Consider the following 19843-nt stretch of genomic DNA (forward strand, 5'->3'; position numbering starts at 1 on the left):
TAGTAGCTAGTGTGTGTTGACCTTTCGTGATTAATTTTGCAGCTGTATGTTTGGTCTTTAGGCAAGGCAGCGCCTATGTAGTGTGGTTATTCGCCATAAATAGGCGATAACGCAGCATTAATGCCAAACATGCGCTGCCCTGCGGGTTCATCCTAGGGGCGATTAACTCTTTGTTACTCGATTTTTACTTAGCCCACTAGGTTACAAATCTCGCGCCGTGATTAAATCGCCCCTAGATTGAACAAATTTCAATCCACAAAGATCAACACACCCTAGACTCGCATTTTGAAGTAGCTTTGGTATATACTATGCGCGTAGGTAAAAAGGTTTATCTGCAATTATTCACATCATTGCCAATTGTAGTACTTAATTGATTTCCAACTGAATACAATTATGTACTGTAATTGGTACTTTGATGACAACTTATTAGAATACATTTAAGGAATATTTTAAGTGCAAGCAATTATTAAAGAATTCAAACTAGGTCAACATACAGTGACTCTAGAAACTGGTGCAATCGCTCGTCAAGCAGATGGCGCTGTACTTGCAAGCATTGGCGACACTTCAGTTTTAGTAACTGTTGTTGGTAAGCGTGAAGCACAACCTGGTCAAGACTTTTTCCCACTAACAGTTAACTACCAAGAGCGTATGTACGCTGCTGGTCGTATCCCTGGTGGTTTCTTAAAGCGTGAAGGTCGTCCTAACGATGGCGAAACTCTTATTGCACGTCTTATTGACCGTCCAATTCGTCCACTTTTCCCAAGCGGCTTTGTAAACGAAGTACAAGTTATTGCTACTGTTGTTTCTGTTAACCCTGAAATCCAACCTGATATGGTTGCGATGATTGGTACTTCAGCAGCACTTGCTATCTCTGGTATCCCATTCAGTGGTCCAATTGGTGCATCTCGTGTTGGTTACATCAACGGCGAATACGTACTTAACCCTACATTAAAAGAGCTTGAAGAAAGCCAACTTGATTTAGTGGTAGCCGGTACTGATAAAGCGGTACTTATGGTTGAATCAGAAGCTAACGTACTTGCAGAAGACGTAATGCTTGGCGCTGTTGTATATGGTCATGAGCAATCTCAAGCGATCATTACTGCAATCGAAGAATTTAAAGCAGAAGCAGGCAAGCCTACTTGGGATTGGACTGCACCTGAGAAAGATGTTGCACTAGAAGATAAAGTAGCAACTATTGCTGCTGAAAAAGTAGGCGCAGCTTACTTAATCACTGATAAAGTAGCGCGTAAAGAAGCTCTTGGTGAAGCTAAAGATGAAGTTGTTGCAGTATTAACAGCTGAACTTGCTGAAGGCGAGTCTTTAGACAAGCAAGAAATTGGCAAAATCTTCGGTTCACTTGAGAAGAAAATCGTTCGTGGCCGTATAGCTGCTGGCGAAAAACGTATCGATGGTCGTGAACCAGATATGATTCGTGCACTAGACGTAATGACTGGCGTATTACCGCGTACTCACGGTTCTGCTATCTTTACACGTGGTGAAACTCAAGCGTTAGTAACAGCGACACTTGGTACAGAACGTGATTCACAGTTAATCGACGATTTAACTGGTACTCATAAAAACCACTTTATGCTTAACTACAACTTCCCTCCATTCTGTGTAGGTGAAACTGGTTTTGTTGGTTCTCCTAAGCGTCGTGAAATCGGCCATGGTAACCTTGCTAAGCGTGGTATTTCAGCTGTAATGCCTACTCTGACTGAGTTCCCTTACTCAATCCGTGTAGTATCTGAAATTACTGAATCAAACGGTTCTTCTTCAATGGCGTCTGTTTGTGGTACTTCTCTAGCACTTATGAACGCGGGTGTACCAATTAAAGCATCTGTTGCCGGTATTGCGATGGGTCTAGTTAAAGAAGACGATAAATTCGTTGTTCTTTCTGACATCTTAGGTGATGAAGATCACTTAGGTGACATGGACTTTAAAGTTGCCGGTACTGCTGCGGGTATTACTGCACTTCAAATGGATATCAAAATCGAAGGTATCACTCAAGAAATCATGCAAATTGCGCTTAAACAAGCAAAAGCTGCACGTTTACATATCTTAGAAGTGATGGATGAAGCGATTTCTGCTCCTTCTGAAGAGCTATCAATGTTTGCTCCTCGCATATACACAATGAAAATCCCACAGAAGAAAATCGCTGAAGTTATTGGTAAAGGTGGCGCAACTATTCGTCAGCTTACTGAAGAAACTGGTACCACGATTGAAATCGGTGACGACGGTACAATTAAAATTGCCGCTACAGATGGCGAAAGTGCAGCTAATGCAATTAGCCGTATTGAGCAATTAACAGCTGAACTTGAAGTAGGTACTATCTACGAAGGTAAAGTTGTACGTATCGTAGACTTCGGTGCGTTTGTAAACATTCTTCCTGGCAAAGATGGTCTAGTACATATTTCTCAAATTAGTACTGAGCGCGTTAATAACGTGGCTGATCACCTTTCTGAAGGTCAAGAAGTTAAAGTTAAAGTACTAGAAGTAGATCGCCAAGGCCGTGTACGTCTAAGTATTAAAGAAGCAATGGAATCAGCAGCACCTGCAGCTGACGCGCCAACTGACGCGTAATTGCTAACTTATTAATCTAGTTATATTAGCTAGATAGTAAAAAAGGGGCTGTTTAGCCCCTTTTTTTATGCTTTAATGAAACCTTATTGGACAAGGTCTGTCTTATATTAATCGCGATATATCTTGGTATTAAGGATTTTAATGATAATCAAACATTTAGCTTTGGCATCTTTTGCTATTTTGTCTTTAAGTGCTTGCCAAACTACAACAGAATCAGAACCAACCCCGATTGTTAATGTGCCATTTACTGCACCTTTAGCTTCTGACTTTAGAAGTGAAATTGCTATTGCACGCTACTCAGAGCTATTAAATAGAGCCGACTTAAGCGAAGAACAACAAGCTAAGCTTTATTACGACCGTGGTGTACTTTTTGATAGTCTAGGTATGACAACTCTTTCGCGTATTGATTTTAATCGCGCAGTAAAGCTTAAGCCTGATTTAGCTGAAGTGTATAATTTTTTAGGTATTCAACATACGCTTATGCAGCAGTATGAAAAAGCCTATGAGTTTTTCGATTCTGCCCTAGAACTTGATGAAGAGCATGAATACGCCTATTTAAATCGTGGTATCGCACTGTATTACGGCGACAGAGCAGGCCTTGCTAAAAATGATTTTAATGAATTTTTAGCTCGCTCTCCAAAAGATCCGTACCGAGTTTTATGGGTTTATTTAGCACAAGCACAAGAGGATAAAGCCGTTGCGCTTGATGCACTTAAACAAAATGCCACTGCGCTTGATGAGTCACAATGGGCGTACCAGTTAATTTCTCTTTATACGGGGGATATGAGTGAACATGCATTTTTATCTGGCATTAGTGATGGTGTTAGAACTGAGCAAGAATATGCGCAGCGTTTATGCGAAGCTTATTTTTATTTAGCTAAAATGCATCAAGCAGCAGGTGAGCTGTATTTAGCATCAGACTACTTTAGGCTTGCGCTAGCAACTAATGTACACGAGTTTATTGAGTACAAATATGCGCGTTTAGAGCTTGAGTTGATGCAAGGTGTTGACGCAAGTTAAGCGTTTTAAATTAATAGGTGTATTACTATGTTGTTTGTTAGTTACAGGCTCGAGTAATCACCTAGGCGCTATTGGCTTTTGGCATGTTTTAAACGCAAAAGCTAATGTGCTACAAAGTTATTGGAAATCACCTGGTTATTTTTCTGATCATTTAGAGCAGTTACCAAATACCTCTTTAGCTATACTAGCCCGCAGTAAAATTTCTTCAGCCCAATATATGTATTCTCTTAAGCTTATAAAAAACAGTCAGAGCGATACTGCAAAACAATTTTGGCTCAGAGCATTAAATGATTTAACAATCCCAGAGCGTAAAATATTAGCAGCAAAGTTACTTGAGCACTCACGTTGGAGCGATTTAAAGTTACTAGCTAGTAAAAAAAAATTACCAGCTGGGGATGTGCTAAATCATCTAAAGCTTCAGTTAAAAACACCACAGAGTAAAGTATCTAGTGAGTTTATCCACGCTCTCGGTTTTTCATCTTTAATAAATATAAGTAAACCTAATAAGCAATGTATGTTTAACGTGCTGACTATGAGCGATCATCGCAGTGGCTTATATAAACTCACCGAGTTTATTAATGCTTATAATAAACAGCCAGAGCCCCGTGAAAATATTTTTTGCTTTTCAAAACCTGTTTACGTTGCAGGTATGCTTGAGTGTAAAAGTAGCACTAATCAAATAGCAAAGTGTGACTGGCAATCAGCTAAACTAAATAACCAGCTTCCTAACAATTTTGATTTTATAGTAATGATGCCAAAAGATGGAACGGCTAATGTTACTAAAGGAACAATGCTAATAAACTCAAAAGCAAAATACAGTGTGTTTTTGCATGAGTTGATGCATTTTAACGGTTTTGAAGATGAATATGCTTTGCCTAAAACTAAACAAGCATGGTTGTGTGCAAAAACAGGTTTTGTGGCACCTAATTTATTTATTTCTCATGATGAGTCGCCCCCAATAGGCTGGCATAAAGCAAAGAGTTGCCAGATAGGTGGTGTTGCATATAAACCTAGTGAAAATTGGTCTATTATGCAATATCAGCAGTTAGGGCTCTCGGCGCAGTATAGAGAGATTTGGTTGAAGCATTTAGATATGACCAATGGTAATTCTTATCGCCACTCCAGCGCGCTTACATTTGCAAATAAGGCCATATTAAATTAACAATTATCACTATTAATTAATTGTTTTTGTAGGCTTAATAAATTGTTAGTTCATGTTTAAAAAACACCCATACAGAACCGCTTTTTATAGACAAAATCAGTGTTTTTCAGTATAACTATAGTCATTAATGTCGTTTAAAAACAGGCAGTAAAAGCATCCCTTAGTATTAAAAAGAGATGCCCTGATAAACTTATGATTATAAAAGGCCCTACATTATGACTTTGCTCTGGATACCCTTGTTATCCTTAATTGGCAGTGTTATTTCTGCATGCACAGGTAAGTTATCCCGCAATTTAAGCACTAGTTTAACGGCTCTTGCGCCTTTAACGGCTTTGGGAATAACTTTATACCATGCACCTGCAGTTTTAGCGGGCGAAACCATTCGTTACTCTTTCGCTTGGATCCCGTCAATAGGGCTCGACCTATCTCTGCGGTTAGACGGCCTCAGTTTATTGTTTATGTTTATGATTTTAGGCATAGGCTTGCTCGTTATCCTCTACACGCGTTACTACCTCAGTGCCAACGACTCAATGGCTAAGTTATATAGTTATTTAATGCTGTTTATGACTGCAATGCTTGGCATTGTTATGTCTAACAATGTTATTCAGCTGTGGTTGTTTTGGGAATTAACGAGCATCAGCTCATTTTTATTAATTAGTTTTTGGTGGCATAAGTCTGAAGCGCGAAAGGGTGCTCGTATGGCTCTTGCTGTAACAGGCGCGGGCGGCTTAGCGTTACTTGCAGGCTTAATGCTATTAGGTGATATTGTTGGTAGTTATGACCTAGATGTTATCCTAGCGAGTAAAGCGATAATTCAATCTCACGATTTATACGAAGTAGCATTAGTATTGGTGCTATTGGGTGCGTTTACTAAATCGGCACAATTTCCCTTTCATTTTTGGCTTCCTCATGCAATGGCAGCGCCTACGCCAGTGAGCGCGTATTTACATTCTGCAACCATGGTAAAAGCCGGTATATTTTTATTAGCACGTTTTCATCCTGCTTTAGCTGGCACCGATACGTGGTTCTTACTTGTTGGGTTAACAGGTTTAGCTACGCTGTTGTTTGGTGCTTACATAGCATTATTCAAACACGATTTAAAAGGATTGTTAGCTTACTCAACAATAAGCCATTTGGGTTTAATAACGCTATTACTCGGGCTTGATACTGAGCTTGCGACTGTTGCTGCTATATTTCATATAATTAACCATGCAACGTTTAAAGCGTCGTTATTTATGGCCGTTGGTATTATCGATCATGAAACAGGCACGCGCGATATGCGTAAATTAAATGGTATGTGGCGATACTTACCATACACTGCAACGCTTGCAATGGTCGCGGCGGCTGCTATGGCAGGGGTTCCATTACTTAATGGTTTCTTGTCTAAAGAGATGTTTTTCGCAGAAACGCTGCATCAGCAAGTGCTTGGTTCTATGTCGTGGTTAATTCCAGTACTGGCAACGGTTGCAGGCGCATTAGCTGTTGCGTACTCCGCACGCTTTATTCATGACGTGTTCTTTAATGGTGAGCCAATCGATTTACCTCGCACGCCGCACGAACCGCCACGTTATATGCGTGTACCAATAGAAATATTAGTTGTGATTTGTTTACTAGTGGGTATGTTCCCACACTTTACAATTGATGGCATTTTATCTGCGGCGTCTTTAGCTGTACTTGGAAAAGAAATGCCAGTTTACGAATTGGCTATTTGGCACGGGTTTAACTTGCCTCTATTAATGAGTGCAATGGCGATTGCTGGCGGTTTATTTATTTATATTAATCGTAAATATCTATTTCAGTTTCAAGCGTCATTACCACCTTTAAATGCTAAAAAAACCTTTGAACGTGTAATTTTAAGTGTTGTTGCTTGGTGTCAGTCAAAGGTAAGCAGTATCGAAAATGGATCGCTGCAGCGCTACCTAGTAATTATGTTAGCGGTAGTCTTACTGTGTGCCGGTTGGCCATTATTTGAAATGCAACAACTTGCTGGCAGCATGCCACTTACCCCTGTTGATGTGCACAATGCAATTGGTGCGGGCTTATTGATTATTGGTGCTCTTGCTACCGTTATTTGGCATCGCTCTCGAATGGTATCGTTGTTAATGCTCTCAATCGTAGGGTTAATGGTATCGGTTGTATTCACACGCTTTTCTGCTCCTGATTTAGCACTTACACAGTTAACTGTTGAGGTTGTTACTATTATTTTACTTATGCTGGCATTGTTTTTCTTGCCCCAGCATACGCCAAAAGAATCAAGTTCATTACGCGTACTTCGAGATTTAGGAATTGCCTCTACTTTAGGTGTAGTTATAGCGAGTATCTGTTATGCATTACTTACACGTCCATTAGATTCAATCTCAGACTTCTTTATTGCTAACGCTAAAATTGGTGGCGGTGGTACTAATGTAGTTAACGTTATTTTAGTCGACTTTAGGGGCTTTGATACGCTTGGTGAAATTACCGTATTAGGCATTGCCGCATTAGGTATATTTAAAGTACTTTCTCGAATCCCATTATTTATGCCAGCAAGTGACAGCGAAGGGCGCCCATGGGCACGAGAGCGCCATCCAATCTTACTGGCGAGTATTTCACAAAGTTTATTACCGCTTGCGTTATTGGTTTCTGCATATATTTTCTTACGTGGACATAACTTACCTGGCGGTGGCTTTATTGCTGGACTGGTAACGTCAATCGCGTTTATTTTGCAATACATGGCGCATGGTACAGCATGGATAAACGGACGTTTTGATGTTAATTATCGTAAAATCATAGCTTCAGGCATTGGTATTTCACTGTTCACTGGTGTGGGTAGCTGGTTCTTTGATAAGCCATTTTTAACAACTTGGTTTGACTACTTTGATATTCCGTTTGTCGGTAAAACAGAGCTTGCCAGCGCGATTGCATTTGACCTAGGTGTTTACTTAACGGTTGTAGGCGCTACGCTAATGATTTTGGCAAGCTTAGGTAATATGACGGCAGATACCCAGAAAAAAGAGGTAAATATTTAATGGAATTATTGTACGCATCTTGCGTTGGAGTATTGGTCAGTTGCGGTGTGTTTTTACTGCTAAGAGCTCGTACGTTTCCTGTAGTACTTGGGCTTACTATGATTTCATATGCTGTTAACTTATTTTTGTTTTCAGCAGGTCGTCTTACTATTAATAAAGCGGTAGTGCTTGGTACTGGTACAGAATACGCCGATCCTCTACCTCAAGCTTTAGTGCTTACAGCTATTGTTATTGGTTTTGCGATGACCGCATTCGTGGTTATTTTGGCAATACGTGGACGCGCCGATTTAGGTAGCGACCATGTTGATGGTTATGTGCCCAACACCTCTGCAGATAATAAGGAGCAAAAATGATCCAACATTTAGCTTCGCTCCCTATTTTATTACCTATGCTGACGGCTGTTATTTTATTGCTGCCACCATGTGGTAAAAGCGTTAAAATTCGCCGCTTAGTTTCAATTGTAATGGCAATAGCTACTTTTGCCATTAGTGTGCTTTTACTTGTACATGTTAATAATACAGGTATTAACGTTTACGCTATTGGTAATTGGTCTGCACCATTTGGAATAGTCTTAGTAGCCGATATGTTGTCTACCTTATTGGTTACGTTAACTTCATTTTTAGGTTTGGGCGCTATTTTATATGGTAGTGCTGGCGATGATGAAAAAGGCAGCTTTTATCACCCACTTGTTCACTTTTTGATATTAGGTGTAAATGGCGCGTTTTTAACTGGCGATTTATTTAACCTATTTGTATTTTTTGAAGTGCTACTGATTGCATCTTATGCATTGTTAATGCACGCAGGTGATAAACAAAATACTCGCGCGGCATTGCAATATGTAATATTGAATTTAGTTGGCTCAAGCGTATTTTTAATTGGTTTGGGTATTTTGTACGGTGTGCTTGGTACGCTTAATATTGCAGACATGACGCAAAAGGTATCACTACTTACAGGTGATGATGTATATCTAGCAAAAGCAGGCGGCTTACTGCTATTAATAGTATTTGCTTTAAAAGGCGCACTATTACCTCTGCATTTATGGCTTCCAAATACTTACGCAAGTGCTAAACCTGTGGTTGCTGCATTGTTTGCGATTATGACTAAAGTAGGCGTTTACGCTATGCTTCGTGTTTATACGGTGATATTTGGTGAACAAGCCGGAGCGCTTGAACACATGGCGCAGCCTTGGCTTTGGGGCTTAGCAATTGCGACCATTATAGTAGGTGCAATTGGTGTGATGGCAGCACAAGACTTACGTAAACTCACCTCTAACTTAGTATTAGTATCGGTAGGTACGCTGGTTGCGCTAATAGCATTGCAAAATGTAAATGCCACTGCTGCACTTTTATATTATTTAGTGCATTCAACACTTGTTAGTGCCGCACTATTTTTACTAGCAGACTTAGTTTCAATCCAGCGCGGTAAAGTTGGCGATAGGCTAGTAGCAGGTCGCTCTGTAAAACAGCCATTTTTATTAGGTGTGTGCTTTATTATTGCGTCTTTAACGGTAGTTGGTATGCCACCACTGTCAGGCTTTGTAGGTAAAATTTGGATACTTAAAGCGACATTAAACAGTGAGCAAGCTTTACTATTTTGGCCAGTATATTTAGTAACAAGTTTTGCGTTGTTAGTAGCGCTTTCGCGCGCTGGCACAACTTTGTTCTGGGAGCATAGAAGCAAAAGTAGCGAAAATGCCGATTGTGCAAGTGCACACCCGTTGCAGGTAACTGTAATTATAGCTTTACTTGCATGTTCGCCATTGCTAGTTATTTTGGGCGGACCAATAAGTGAATATATGCTAAATGCTGCTACTCAGTTACATGATCTAAGCGGCGGTATTAATGCTGTACTTAAAGGAGGCATGTGATGAGATTACAAGCCCGTTTTCGTTGGTTACCAACGCCATTTCGTAGCTTATTTTTGTTTATGGTTTGGTTATTGTTAAACAATAGCGTATCGGTAGGGCACTTAGTATTAGCGACTATTTTTGCGATACTTATCCCTATATTGAGTTTTTCGTTTCGAGACCCTCAGCCACTGATTTTAAAGCCAGGCTTGGCGCTTAAGCAGTTACTTATAGTGCTGTACGATATTGTTGTTGCAAATTTACAAGTGGCTTTACTTATACTTGGACCATCAAAAAAATTGCGTCCGGCCTTTATAAAAGTTCCTATAGATTTAACACACGACATGCCAATTACTATATTGGCTAGTTGTGTATCGCTTACACCTGGTACTGTGAGTGCAGAGGTTTATCCAATTGCTGAGTCGTTACCTGAAGGTGAAGAGCCAACGCAACGCTACTTACTGATACATGTGCTTGATCTTAAAGATGAAGAAGCACTTATCAAACAAATAAAACAACGCTACGAAGCTCCACTAAAGGAGATATTTCAATGTTAGATACTGTATTACTCATTGTTTTTTCGATGATTGGCTTATCATTATTGCTTAATTTATGGCGATTGATCATCGGTCCGTCAGTGCCTGACCGTGTTTTAGCGCTCGATACTATGTACATTAACGTCATCGCACTGATTATTTTATACAGCATTAGTATGGATACAGGGCTTTATTTTGAAGCTGCACTGCTCATTGCCATGCTCGGCTTTATAAGTACGGTTGCAGTGTGTAAGTATTTACTACGTGGCGATATAATTGAATAAGGTGAAAACATGATCAGCGAATGGGTTGTATCAATATTATTGTTATTTGGTGGTACGTTTATTTTAATTGGCTCAATAGGTTTAATTAAACTACCTGACTTTTTTATGCGTTTGCATGGACCAACTAAAGCAACCACGTTAGGCATGGCGAGTATGTTAATTGCGGCTATGGTTTATTTTGCAAGTTCAGAGCATGGCCTAAGTGTTAAAGAAATACTCATTACTATATTTTTACTAATTACAGCACCGATTAGTGGTTACATGCTAATAAAGTCAGCTATTCATCATAAGCTAAAAGCCAAAGAAGGCACTAAAGGCCTAGATAATGTAGAAGACGACTAACGCAAAAAGTAATTTATAAAAGGCCGAATAAATTCATTTTATTCGGCCTTTTTAATGATTGCTTGTACCCTTTACAATACAAACTATTCATGTGACTATAAATTCATTATTTATATGAAAGGATATTATTATGGGTAAGGTACTACTTTTATCATTGCTAATTTTTTCTAGTAGTTTATATGCTGAACAAAATACTAAGCAGCAAAAAATAGATGAACTCATTAATGTAATGAATTTAGATTCAATGGTTGATTCTATGTACGGCCAGGTTGAAGGTATGATGAAAGGCATGTCAGACCAAATGGGTGTTAAGCCTTCTGAGCAAGCAATTTTTGATAAATACTACAGCGACATGACGACGGTATTAAAAACCGAAATGAGCTGGGCTAAAATGCAGCCAATGATGGTCAATGTATACGACAAGCATTTTAGTGAGCAAGAGATTGCCGATATGTTAGCGTTTTATAAAACAGATACAGGGCAAAAAATACTTGAAAAAATGCCTGTTGTAATGCAAGAGTCTATGCAAATGTCACAAAGCTTAATGAAAGATGCTATGCCTAAAATACAAACTTTAGCGCAGCAACTAAGCGACGAATTAGAGCAAAGCCGTAGCGAATCAAACTAGGGCAGCGCATGTTTGGTATTTATGCTGCGTTATCGCCTATTTATGGGGGATAACCACACTACATAGGCTCTGCCTTGCCTAAAGACCAAACAGTCTGCATAAATTAAATCACCAATGATTAACACTCCCTTAGATTAATACGCGCCTTACTTAGGCGCTTCTTTGCTAAATTACGCCCCCTTCAGATAATACACGGCCAATATCAGCTTAAGTTAATTATGTTTGTGTCACTATACCAATGAGCAACAATACATAATCAATTTGAGGGAATAAATTCGGCGCTAACTGCGTTAAACATTTTTGAGATACGACTGCATGGATGCAGGGGCAATTAATAATAACAACTAAATAACGAAACCTTTGCTCTGTTATCCACTCGATTTATTGTCTTAAATAGAGCACTTAATTGAGCCAATTAGTATTATTTTGTTAGTTTTAAAATAGCCATTGACCTATGTGTTGCACCTAGGTTTATTATGAAGCTATTGAAACACGACGGAGCTAAATTATGTATGTTAAACAACTTGCCAAGTTAATGGGCGTGACTGCAGATACTGTTCGTCATTACACACGAATTGGGTTACTTAACCCAATACGCAGTGAAAAAAATGGTTATCAAGAATATACAAAGCAAGACCAGCAGCGTTTAAAGTTTATTATTAGCTCTCGTCAACTTGGTTTTTCACTCAAAGATATTCAACACATTATAGGCGAGTCTGAGCAGGGGAATTGTCCTTGTCCGTTAACGCGTAAACTCATTACTAAACGCCTAGAAGAAACCGAAGCACTATTTCAAGAAACATTAAAATTACGAAACAGAATGCATGCAGCTCTGGCGCAATGGGATACATCAGCCGATGGTGCAAATGCCAGTGACGTGTGTAGTTTAATAGAATCTTTTGTTGATCCAATAAACGATTCTGCAAATAAGGAGCAGCGTAATGACGACTAATCCAAAAGACACCGCGCAAAACTTTATTATTGAAGGCGCTAATTGCGGCAGTTGTGTGGCTAAAATTGAAAAAGCCCTTAATAGCGTGCAAGGCGCGCAAAATGTAGAAATGAACTTTGCACAGCGTACTGTCCGTGTAGAAGGTAAAGCCCGCGAAAGCACGCTTATTAAAGCAGTCGAAAACATTGGTTATTCAGCTAAGCCAATGAGTAACGAGTCTGATCAAGATGCACTTGATGAAAAAGCAAAATCGGATGAGGCACATTACAAAAAGCTAATGCGTAATATGATATTAGCGTTAGGAGTCGGTGCACCGTTAATGATATACGGGCTTATTTTTGATATGAGTGTGACCACCGACACACAACGAATAGCCTGGTTTTTAGTGGGTATAGTCACGCTTGTGGTTATGGCTATATCAGGTAAGCAATTTTACAACGGTGCTTGGCAGGCATTTAAAAACCATGCTGCCAATATGGATACATTAATAGCGCTTGGTACAGGTACTGCGTGGTTGTATTCAATGTTCGTAGTAATAGCACCAAACTTATTACCACAAGTCGCAAGACACGTATATTTTGAAGCATCATCGATGATTATCGGTTTAATTAGTTTAGGGCTCGCTTTTGAAGTAAAAGCACGTGGGCGCACCTCACAAGCAATTAAACGCTTAATTGGCCTGCAACCAAAAACTGCACGCGTTATTCGCGATGGTCAAGAGCAAGACATCGACATTAGTGATGTTGTAAAAAATGATGAAGTACGCGTACGCCCGGGTGAAAAAATCCCTGTGGATGGCGATGTTATTGAAGGCAGCAGTACGGTTGATGAGTCAATGCTTACTGGTGAGCCAATGGCTGTAAGCAAAAAAACGGGCGACAAAGTCGTTGCCGGAAGTATTAATAAAAGTGGCACTTTATTATTTAAAGCCACGCACATTGGTAGCGAAACCACACTTGCCAATATTATCAATATGGTAAAGCGTGCACAAAACTCAAAGCCATCAATAGGGCGCTTAGCTGATGTTATATCAGGAATATTTGTACCAACAGTCATGATTATTGCGGTGCTTGCAGGCCTTGCATGGTTAAACTTTGGACCTGAGCCATCAATTGCTTATGCCGTTGTTGCGGTTACCACTGTACTTATTATTGCTTGTCCTTGTGCGCTAGGACTCGCAACCCCTATGTCGGTTATGGTGGGTATTGGTAAAGCTGCAGAGTCAGGAATATTAATTCGAAATGGTGAGTCGCTGCAAACAACATCTAAAATCACCACCATGATTTTAGATAAAACAGGCACTATTACTCAAGGCACACCGCAAGTTACCGATGTAGTTACCTTTAATAACAGTGATGAAAATACAGTAATGCAACTTGTTGCAAGCCTTGAAAGTAGCTCAGAGCATCCACTAGCCCAAGCAATTACGGCACACGCTAAAAAGCAGGGCTTAGCTTTAAGTAAAGTAGCCGACTTTAATGCAATTACAGGTAAAGGTGTCACTGGCAGTGTTGACGGGCAAACATTGTTGTTTGGCAATAAAGCGCTAATGGATAAATACAACGTCGCCGTTGATGATGCAATCGAGCAAGCTCAAACACTTGCCAGTGATGCTAAAACGCCCATGTATTTTGCAAGTAATAATAAGCTCCACGCTATTATTGCAGTAGCCGATCCAATTAAAGAGGATTCAGTTGAAGCTATTAAACGCCTGCAAGATAAAGGTATCCACCTAGTTATGCTAACAGGTGACAACAAAGCCACTGCACAAGCCGTTGCTAAACAAGTTGGTATTGATGACTTTATTGCAGAAGTAATGCCCGATGATAAAGTAAACGAAGTAACAAAACGCCAAGCAAATGGTGAAATAGTGGGTATGACAGGTGATGGTATTAACGATGCTCCCGCACTTGCACAAGCCGACGTAGGATTTGCAATTGGTACAGGTACCGATGTTGCAATAGAAAGTGCAGACATTACCTTAATGCGTGGTTCATTACATGGCCTTGCTGATGCAATTGCAGTGAGTAATGCAACTATTTCAAATATTAAACAAAACCTATTTGGTGCCTTTATTTATAACGTGGCGGGGATTCCGATTGCAGCCGGCGTGTTGTATCCATTTTTTGGCATCCTACTTAACCCTGTTGTTGCAGGTGCAGCTATGGCACTTTCATCGCTTACAGTGGTAAGTAACGCTAATCGCTTACGTTTTTTCAAACCAAATAAATCGTAATTTAAGCTAAGGAGTACATTATGTTGATGATTAATATAGGTGGTGCACTGTTAATAGCTGCAATTATTTATTGGTTTTGGCTATACAAACCAGAGCAAACACAAAGTGATGACAACAAAGAAACGATAGTCGTTGATAACGGTGTTTATAAGCCAGGACACATTAAAGTGGCAGCCAACAAAGAGGTTGTACTTACCTTTGATAGAAAAGACAGCGCGCCGTGCGCCGAAACAGTGGTATTTCCACAGCTTGATATAAGTAAAACGCTGGCAATGGGTGATGGCAATACGGTTAAACTACCTGCGCTTGAAGCCGGTGAGTATGACTTTCATTGCCAAATGCAAATGTACAAAGGCAAGCTAGTTGCAGAGTAGTCTGAACTAAGTAGGTGTTGGGGTCGTATAGTTGCCTTATATAAGCTATGAGTAGGAGTGGTTACATTAAATGAATAAACTAAACCCTAAAAAATTATTGAATAGTAAATGGACCGCAACACCTGCTATAAATAAAGAAAAACACTTCATTATTGTTGAGGTGGAATTTGATGAAGACGGCAATGTAATTGAATGTATTACTGAGGCTGTTATGTCAAAAAATCAATATCCAATTAGTTGGCGAGATTTAAAGGATAACCAAAAGTGGCTGCAAGGGTGGAAGTAGTTTAAATCTATATAATTTACCTTACTCCAATAGCTGGCACACGATGTAGGTTTGCTTAATTTAAGCAAACCTACATTTTACAGCGCATTAAATTATGAGTTGAATGCTACAACTTAGCTTTAGCATTGAAACCTTCCTAGATAAATTCGCCATTTGGCAACAAAACAATTAATTTCAAAATATCCTTTCAAAATTTTTATAATAAATCTCAAAAAATAATGTAACTTATTGATTAAAAATAAATTAATTATTTAGTAGCCGAAAATAAATCCGATGTAATTTCCATGTTCATATTCAGTTTATTTTGAAGGCTAACCTAAACGCCCCCTTTATTGGCTTTTTAGCCAAAGTGTGTCTTTTTAATTAAACTTAACCAATTGATTTATAATGGTTTATTATTTTTAGTTAAATGGCTGTTGCTAAATAGCAACAATAACACCTCCGCAAATTAAGCTTTTCTCGCTTTATATCATTTAGCTCATTGTTTTTAAATGATAAATAAAAAGTGGCACCGAAGTTGTAATACCTAGAGTGTATTAAGCAAAACGTGATGAAAGCCAAAGGCCTTAATCGCAACAACCCAATGAAGGAATACTATTATGAAAACATTTCAATCAACATTAGTACTAATGGCGCTAGCTTCTTCATCAGCGGCTTTTGCAGCAACAGATTTTGATACGCTAGACGTAGATGGTAATGGCGCAATCAGCCAAGCCGAAGCTTCAGTAGATGCTGAGCTTTTAAGCAAATTTGAAGAACTCGATACAAACCAAGATGGTGAGCTATCTGAAGATGAGTTTTCTAAGGCCTAAAATTAAAGCCTTAAGCAGTTAATGCTCTGTGATGTTATCTAAATTCTGAGTTGCCAAAGACAACCTAAGTAGGCAAGGGAGCCTACTAAAAAGAATAACCAGGAAGTGGCTAGAGAGCACTATAGAGCAAATTTATTTAGGACACCGCATACTTTTGAAGGATTAAATTATGAAAAAGCTACAATCAACATTTGTACTTATGGCTATTGTTTCTTCGTCAGTAGTATTTGCAAACACAGACTTTGAAACACGCGATGCAGACGACAACGCTTCAATTAGTCGCTCTGAAGAATCGGTGCAAGTGATAGAGCAATTTGACGAGCTGAATGTTCAAAGTAGCGGTGGTCCGACAGAAAATGATTTTTTTGAATATTAATTTATAGACATTTTACTCCTAAAGGATCTTTGAAAAGGACTTCTTACCCCTAATCAGGCTCAAAGCCTAAGGAAACGATTATGAAAACATTACACAAAACTTTAGCTCTTGTAGCCCTAGCTTCTTCTTCAGCGGCGTTTGCTGCGGTAGATTTTGATTCTTTTGATACAGATGGCGACGGCGTAATTAGCAAAACAGAAGCCCAAGTAAACTCGCAACTAGTACAGCTTTTTGATCAATTAGATACAGATGGTAATGGCGAGTTATCTAAAGAAGAGTTTTCGAAGGTTCAGTAATAAGCTCTATGTAGAACCTTACCAGTCATACTCACAAAGCAGCTAAGTAATTAATACTTAGCTGCTTTTTTGTGCATTTAATTTAATATATTACTATTTAGTCACCAAAGTAGTGCAAAACTTGAGTTTGAATAGTGTCAAGTTACTGATTGTTAAGTTATTTTATTGTTGGTTTTAAACTTGCAAATCTATTTATAACTTAGGTTAATGAGTATTTAAAATGGCGCGAATGAGTTATATCAGTAGTGTTGAGCGCTACCACGAATATGAGCATGTAATACACAGTTTACTTGAATCTATTTTAATGAGTATTGAGGACGGATTAACTAAAGAACGTGATACTCGCTATCTGATTAAGCAGTACCCATTTTTAGAATTACAATATTGTTTAAATGCAGAAGGTTTGCAGCAGGGTAATAACGTCTGCTTTAAACGCGCATACAGCAAAAAATTAGGTGAAAGTGGTAATCAACAAGATTTAAGTGAGCGACCCTATTTTTTGAACGCTAAAGCAAGTGATAAAGTGTGCTTTACTGATCCCTATATTTCTATAGCGACTAACCATTTATGTATATCGGCGATTAAAGAGCTAAAAAAACCAATTAATAATCAACATTACTTGGTTGTTGATGTGAGCTTAACGCAGCTTATTGAGTTTGTAATGGGTGATACTGCGCGCGCTAATATGTCGCCTTACTTCAAGGCGGGTTACGGTATTATTGTGGCGTGCTTATTTTGCTTAGTATTATTTTTACTAAATATCGTTTTTAGTGATATATACGCTCTATTAACTCATGTAGATACCTCATCAGACCCACTTGAACCCTTTAGTATCATTATTTACATCACCTTGGCATTGGCAGTATTTGATTTAGGTAAAACAATACTCGAAGAAGAAATCCTGATGCATAAGGATATTTTTAGGCACTCGTCTACGCGGCGCACTATTACACGGTTTATCTCTACTGTGTTGATTGCTATATCAATTGAGGCGCTGTTAACTATGTTTAAAGCGGCGTTGGGGCAATCGGAATATTTAATGCCTGCCATAGCGATGATGCTGGCAGTGGTAGGGCTTTTAATTGCACTGGCTATTTATGTTTATTTAGGGGCAAAGGCCGAAACGCTATTAATGCGCGCTCGTTTAAAACAAAAATCCTCCAAGTAGGAGGATTTTTATATTACATAACTATTTAATAGCTATTTATTGCTTATCTTGTGCGCGTTTGGCTTTAAAGTCAGACTCGCTCGTCCACTTTGGCCAATCGCCATTATTTGCAAGCTGTGTGGCTATATCAACAATAAGATCTATATCTTGCTTAACACCACCTAACGACCAATCAGCTGAGTAGTCGTCTGCTTCTTTATGGTATTTATGCGCAATGTACTCAGGATCGGTATCACCCAGACTCATAAATAATAAACTAGGCACGCCTTGCTTAGAAAGCGAGAAATGATCTGATCTAAAAAACAAGCCATTTTGCGGGCGAGGATCCATTTTAACAACACGGCCTTGTGATTTTGCAGCCTTTGCTAAATAGTTTTCCATTGTCGATAAATCTTTACCGTATTGTAAAATGTAGTCAGTGCCATCAAGCACGTTCATGCCATCAATATTTAATAGACCGACCATTTGTTTTGTAGGTACAACCGCACCTGATGCAAATTCTTCAGAACCAATTAACCCCGTTTCTTCTGCTGTAAAGTTAGCAAAAATAATTGAGCGTTTAAATGGTTTTTGCTTGTTCATTTTGCTCATTATACGTGCTATTTCAAGCGTGGCTGCAGTGCCTGAAGCGTTATCTACCGCGCCGTTATAAATCTTAGGGCCAGTATCAGTTTGTTTAGTACCAAAATGGTCCCAGTGAGCGCTAATAACAACGTATTCGTCAGGTGATTCGCTACCTGTAATTTGTGCAACTACGTTATGCGATTTGGCATGTGATACTTCGTTTTTAAAGGCAAGGTTTGCTTTTAAGTTAAGTGGCGTCGCTTTAAAGTCATCATTTAATGCTGCTTGTTTTAAATCTTGGTAGTTAAGCTTTGCGGCGTTAAACATTTTCTCAGTCGCATCAAGTGTTAGCCAGCCCATAACCGGTAATTTAGACGCGTTTAAATTGTTATCCATTAACGTGTATTTAGTGCCGGTGTTTGAACTTTCAACTACGCCCCAAGGGTATGCCGCAGGTGCTGTTTCATGAACAATAAATACAGCCTTTGCACCTTGGCGAGCGGCTTCTTCATATTTATAAGTCCAACGACCGTAGTAGGTCATTGCATTACCAGTAAAAAGGGCGTCGTTTTGAGTAGCAAAGCCTGGATCGTTAACTAGCACAACCACAGTTTTACCAGTTACATCGATATTTTTATAGTCATTCCAGTTATATTCTGGTGCATTAATACCATAGCCAACAAATACAACGTCAGAATGGCGTACATCAATTAATGGCTGAAGCTGCTCGGTACGTGCGGTAAAGTCTTTACCTGATTCAAAGCTTAAATCACCTACCTTTAACTGCATATCCTGATTAGCTGTCACCATTGCCATTTTTACAGGCTGTAAGTATTTACCTTTATAAGCACCGGTTAAACCCAGCGCTTTATATTGCTCGCTTAAGTAGCCTACGGTTTTTACTTCACCATGAGTAAGCGGGCCTCGGCCTTCAAAGTCATCAGAGGCTAGCGTTTTAATATGCTGTTTAATATTGCTAAGGCTTACACCTGCTGTATTTTCTAATGGAGTTTTCTCGCTTGCAGGCTCTGAGCAGCCAAAGAGTGCAACTAGCAAGCTTAGGCTAGCGCTTTTTAAAAGAGTAGATGCCATAGTCTTCATATTGTTATTTAATTAGGCTTTCAATATAAAGGAAGCACCGCAGCGATGTCGAATTTTTATAGAGAACTTTTCATTCAATTGCAGATTGATTTTATAAAGTGTATAAATAACGAACAACCTAAAGGAGCACATAATGGGCCAATGTAAAAAAGTGGGTATTTATTTATAGCTAGTGGCATTGCATTTTTTGCTGCTGCAATATTAGCTGAGCAGGAGACATTTTTTGTGCTGTCTGCTTCTTTTATAATACTGGGCACTAAAAGCAAAAAACC

General features: G+C 39.1%; 19 protein-coding genes. 18 read left to right on the plus strand and 1 reads right to left on the minus strand.

Annotated elements, in window-relative coordinates:
* The first annotated feature begins 453 nt into the window (after positions 1-453).
* From pnp to H5126_RS01810, 18 genes are all read left to right on the plus strand, one after another.
* Positions 454-2580 (plus strand): polyribonucleotide nucleotidyltransferase, encoded by a 2127-nt coding sequence (gene pnp / locus H5126_RS01725; RefSeq protein ID WP_182721252.1) that lies wholly within the window; start codon positions 454-456, stop codon positions 2578-2580.
* A gap of 141 nt (positions 2581-2721) precedes the next feature.
* On the plus strand, positions 2722-3600 hold the full coding sequence (gene nlpI / locus H5126_RS01730; RefSeq protein ID WP_182721251.1) for a lipoprotein NlpI: 879 nt from the start codon (positions 2722-2724) through the stop codon (positions 3598-3600).
* Positions 3587-4762: a hypothetical protein gene (locus H5126_RS01735; RefSeq protein ID WP_182693399.1), complete on the plus strand. Its 1176-nt coding sequence runs from the start codon at positions 3587-3589 to the stop codon at positions 4760-4762. The genes nlpI and H5126_RS01735 overlap by 14 nt, the downstream gene beginning before the upstream one ends.
* Before the next feature lie 215 nt (positions 4763-4977).
* Positions 4978-7770: a monovalent cation/H+ antiporter subunit A gene (locus tag H5126_RS01740; RefSeq protein WP_024603510.1), complete on the plus strand. Its 2793-nt coding sequence runs from the start codon at positions 4978-4980 to the stop codon at positions 7768-7770.
* Positions 7770-8123, plus strand: a complete 354-nt coding sequence (locus H5126_RS01745; RefSeq protein WP_010554685.1) for a Na+/H+ antiporter subunit C — start codon at positions 7770-7772, stop codon at positions 8121-8123. The genes H5126_RS01740 and H5126_RS01745 overlap by 1 nt, the downstream gene beginning before the upstream one ends.
* Positions 8120-9637, plus strand: a complete 1518-nt coding sequence (locus H5126_RS01750; protein WP_024595965.1) for a monovalent cation/H+ antiporter subunit D — start codon at positions 8120-8122, stop codon at positions 9635-9637. Before H5126_RS01745 ends, H5126_RS01750 begins: the two co-directional genes overlap by 4 nt.
* The gene (locus H5126_RS01755; RefSeq protein ID WP_002958499.1) at positions 9637-10173 is read left to right on the plus strand and encodes a Na+/H+ antiporter subunit E; all 537 of its coding nucleotides are present in this window, start codon (positions 9637-9639) and stop codon (positions 10171-10173) included. The genes H5126_RS01750 and H5126_RS01755 overlap by 1 nt, the downstream gene beginning before the upstream one ends.
* Positions 10167-10436, plus strand: a complete 270-nt coding sequence (locus H5126_RS01760) for a K+/H+ antiporter subunit F (protein WP_007378493.1) — start codon at positions 10167-10169, stop codon at positions 10434-10436. The genes H5126_RS01755 and H5126_RS01760 overlap by 7 nt, the downstream gene beginning before the upstream one ends.
* Before the next feature lie 9 nt (positions 10437-10445).
* A complete protein-coding gene (locus H5126_RS01765; RefSeq protein WP_002958501.1) occupies positions 10446-10778 on the plus strand; it encodes a Na+/H+ antiporter subunit G in 333 nt (110 codons plus the stop codon).
* 130 nt (positions 10779-10908) lie between these two features.
* Positions 10909-11406, plus strand: coding sequence for a DUF2059 domain-containing protein (locus H5126_RS01770; protein WP_182715659.1), 498 nt, complete (start codon positions 10909-10911; stop codon positions 11404-11406).
* A gap of 508 nt (positions 11407-11914) precedes the next feature.
* Positions 11915-12358 carry a MerR family transcriptional regulator gene (locus tag H5126_RS01775; protein WP_182715658.1) on the plus strand — a complete coding sequence of 148 codons (444 nt, stop codon included), beginning with the start codon at positions 11915-11917 and terminating at the stop codon, positions 12356-12358.
* Positions 12348-14594: a heavy metal translocating P-type ATPase gene (locus H5126_RS01780; protein ID WP_182721250.1), complete on the plus strand. Its 2247-nt coding sequence runs from the start codon at positions 12348-12350 to the stop codon at positions 14592-14594. Before H5126_RS01775 ends, H5126_RS01780 begins: the two co-directional genes overlap by 11 nt.
* Before the next feature lie 20 nt (positions 14595-14614).
* The gene (locus H5126_RS01785; protein WP_008134637.1) at positions 14615-14968 is read left to right on the plus strand and encodes a cupredoxin domain-containing protein; all 354 of its coding nucleotides are present in this window, start codon (positions 14615-14617) and stop codon (positions 14966-14968) included.
* A 70-nt stretch (positions 14969-15038) separates the two neighbouring features.
* On the plus strand, positions 15039-15254 hold the full coding sequence (locus H5126_RS01790) for a TIGR02450 family Trp-rich protein (RefSeq protein ID WP_002958506.1): 216 nt from the start codon (positions 15039-15041) through the stop codon (positions 15252-15254).
* 599 nt (positions 15255-15853) lie between these two features.
* Positions 15854-16066 (plus strand): calmodulin, encoded by a 213-nt coding sequence (locus H5126_RS01795; RefSeq protein WP_007585535.1) that lies wholly within the window; start codon positions 15854-15856, stop codon positions 16064-16066.
* Positions 16067-16235: 169 nt separating this feature from the next.
* Positions 16236-16442 (plus strand): hypothetical protein, encoded by a 207-nt coding sequence (locus tag H5126_RS01800; RefSeq protein WP_007585537.1) that lies wholly within the window; start codon positions 16236-16238, stop codon positions 16440-16442.
* Positions 16443-16522: 80 nt separating this feature from the next.
* Positions 16523-16738 carry an EF-hand domain-containing protein gene (locus H5126_RS01805; protein ID WP_024597051.1) on the plus strand — a complete coding sequence of 72 codons (216 nt, stop codon included), beginning with the start codon at positions 16523-16525 and terminating at the stop codon, positions 16736-16738.
* Between the two features lie 220 nt (positions 16739-16958).
* Entirely contained in the window at positions 16959-17906 is a 948-nt protein-coding gene (locus H5126_RS01810) for a PDC sensor domain-containing protein (protein WP_024603579.1), read from the plus strand.
* A 36-nt stretch (positions 17907-17942) separates the two neighbouring features.
* On the opposite strand, the gene H5126_RS01815 is transcribed toward H5126_RS01810, so the two are convergent.
* Positions 17943-19562, minus strand: a complete 1620-nt coding sequence (locus H5126_RS01815; protein ID WP_182721533.1) for a M28 family metallopeptidase — start codon at positions 19560-19562, stop codon at positions 17943-17945.
* Between the last annotated feature and the right edge of the window lie 281 nt (positions 19563-19843).

Origin of the sequence: Pseudoalteromonas sp. SG45-3, assembly GCF_014164075.1 — a bacterium.
Lineage (GTDB): Bacteria > Pseudomonadota > Gammaproteobacteria > Enterobacterales > Alteromonadaceae > Pseudoalteromonas > Pseudoalteromonas distincta.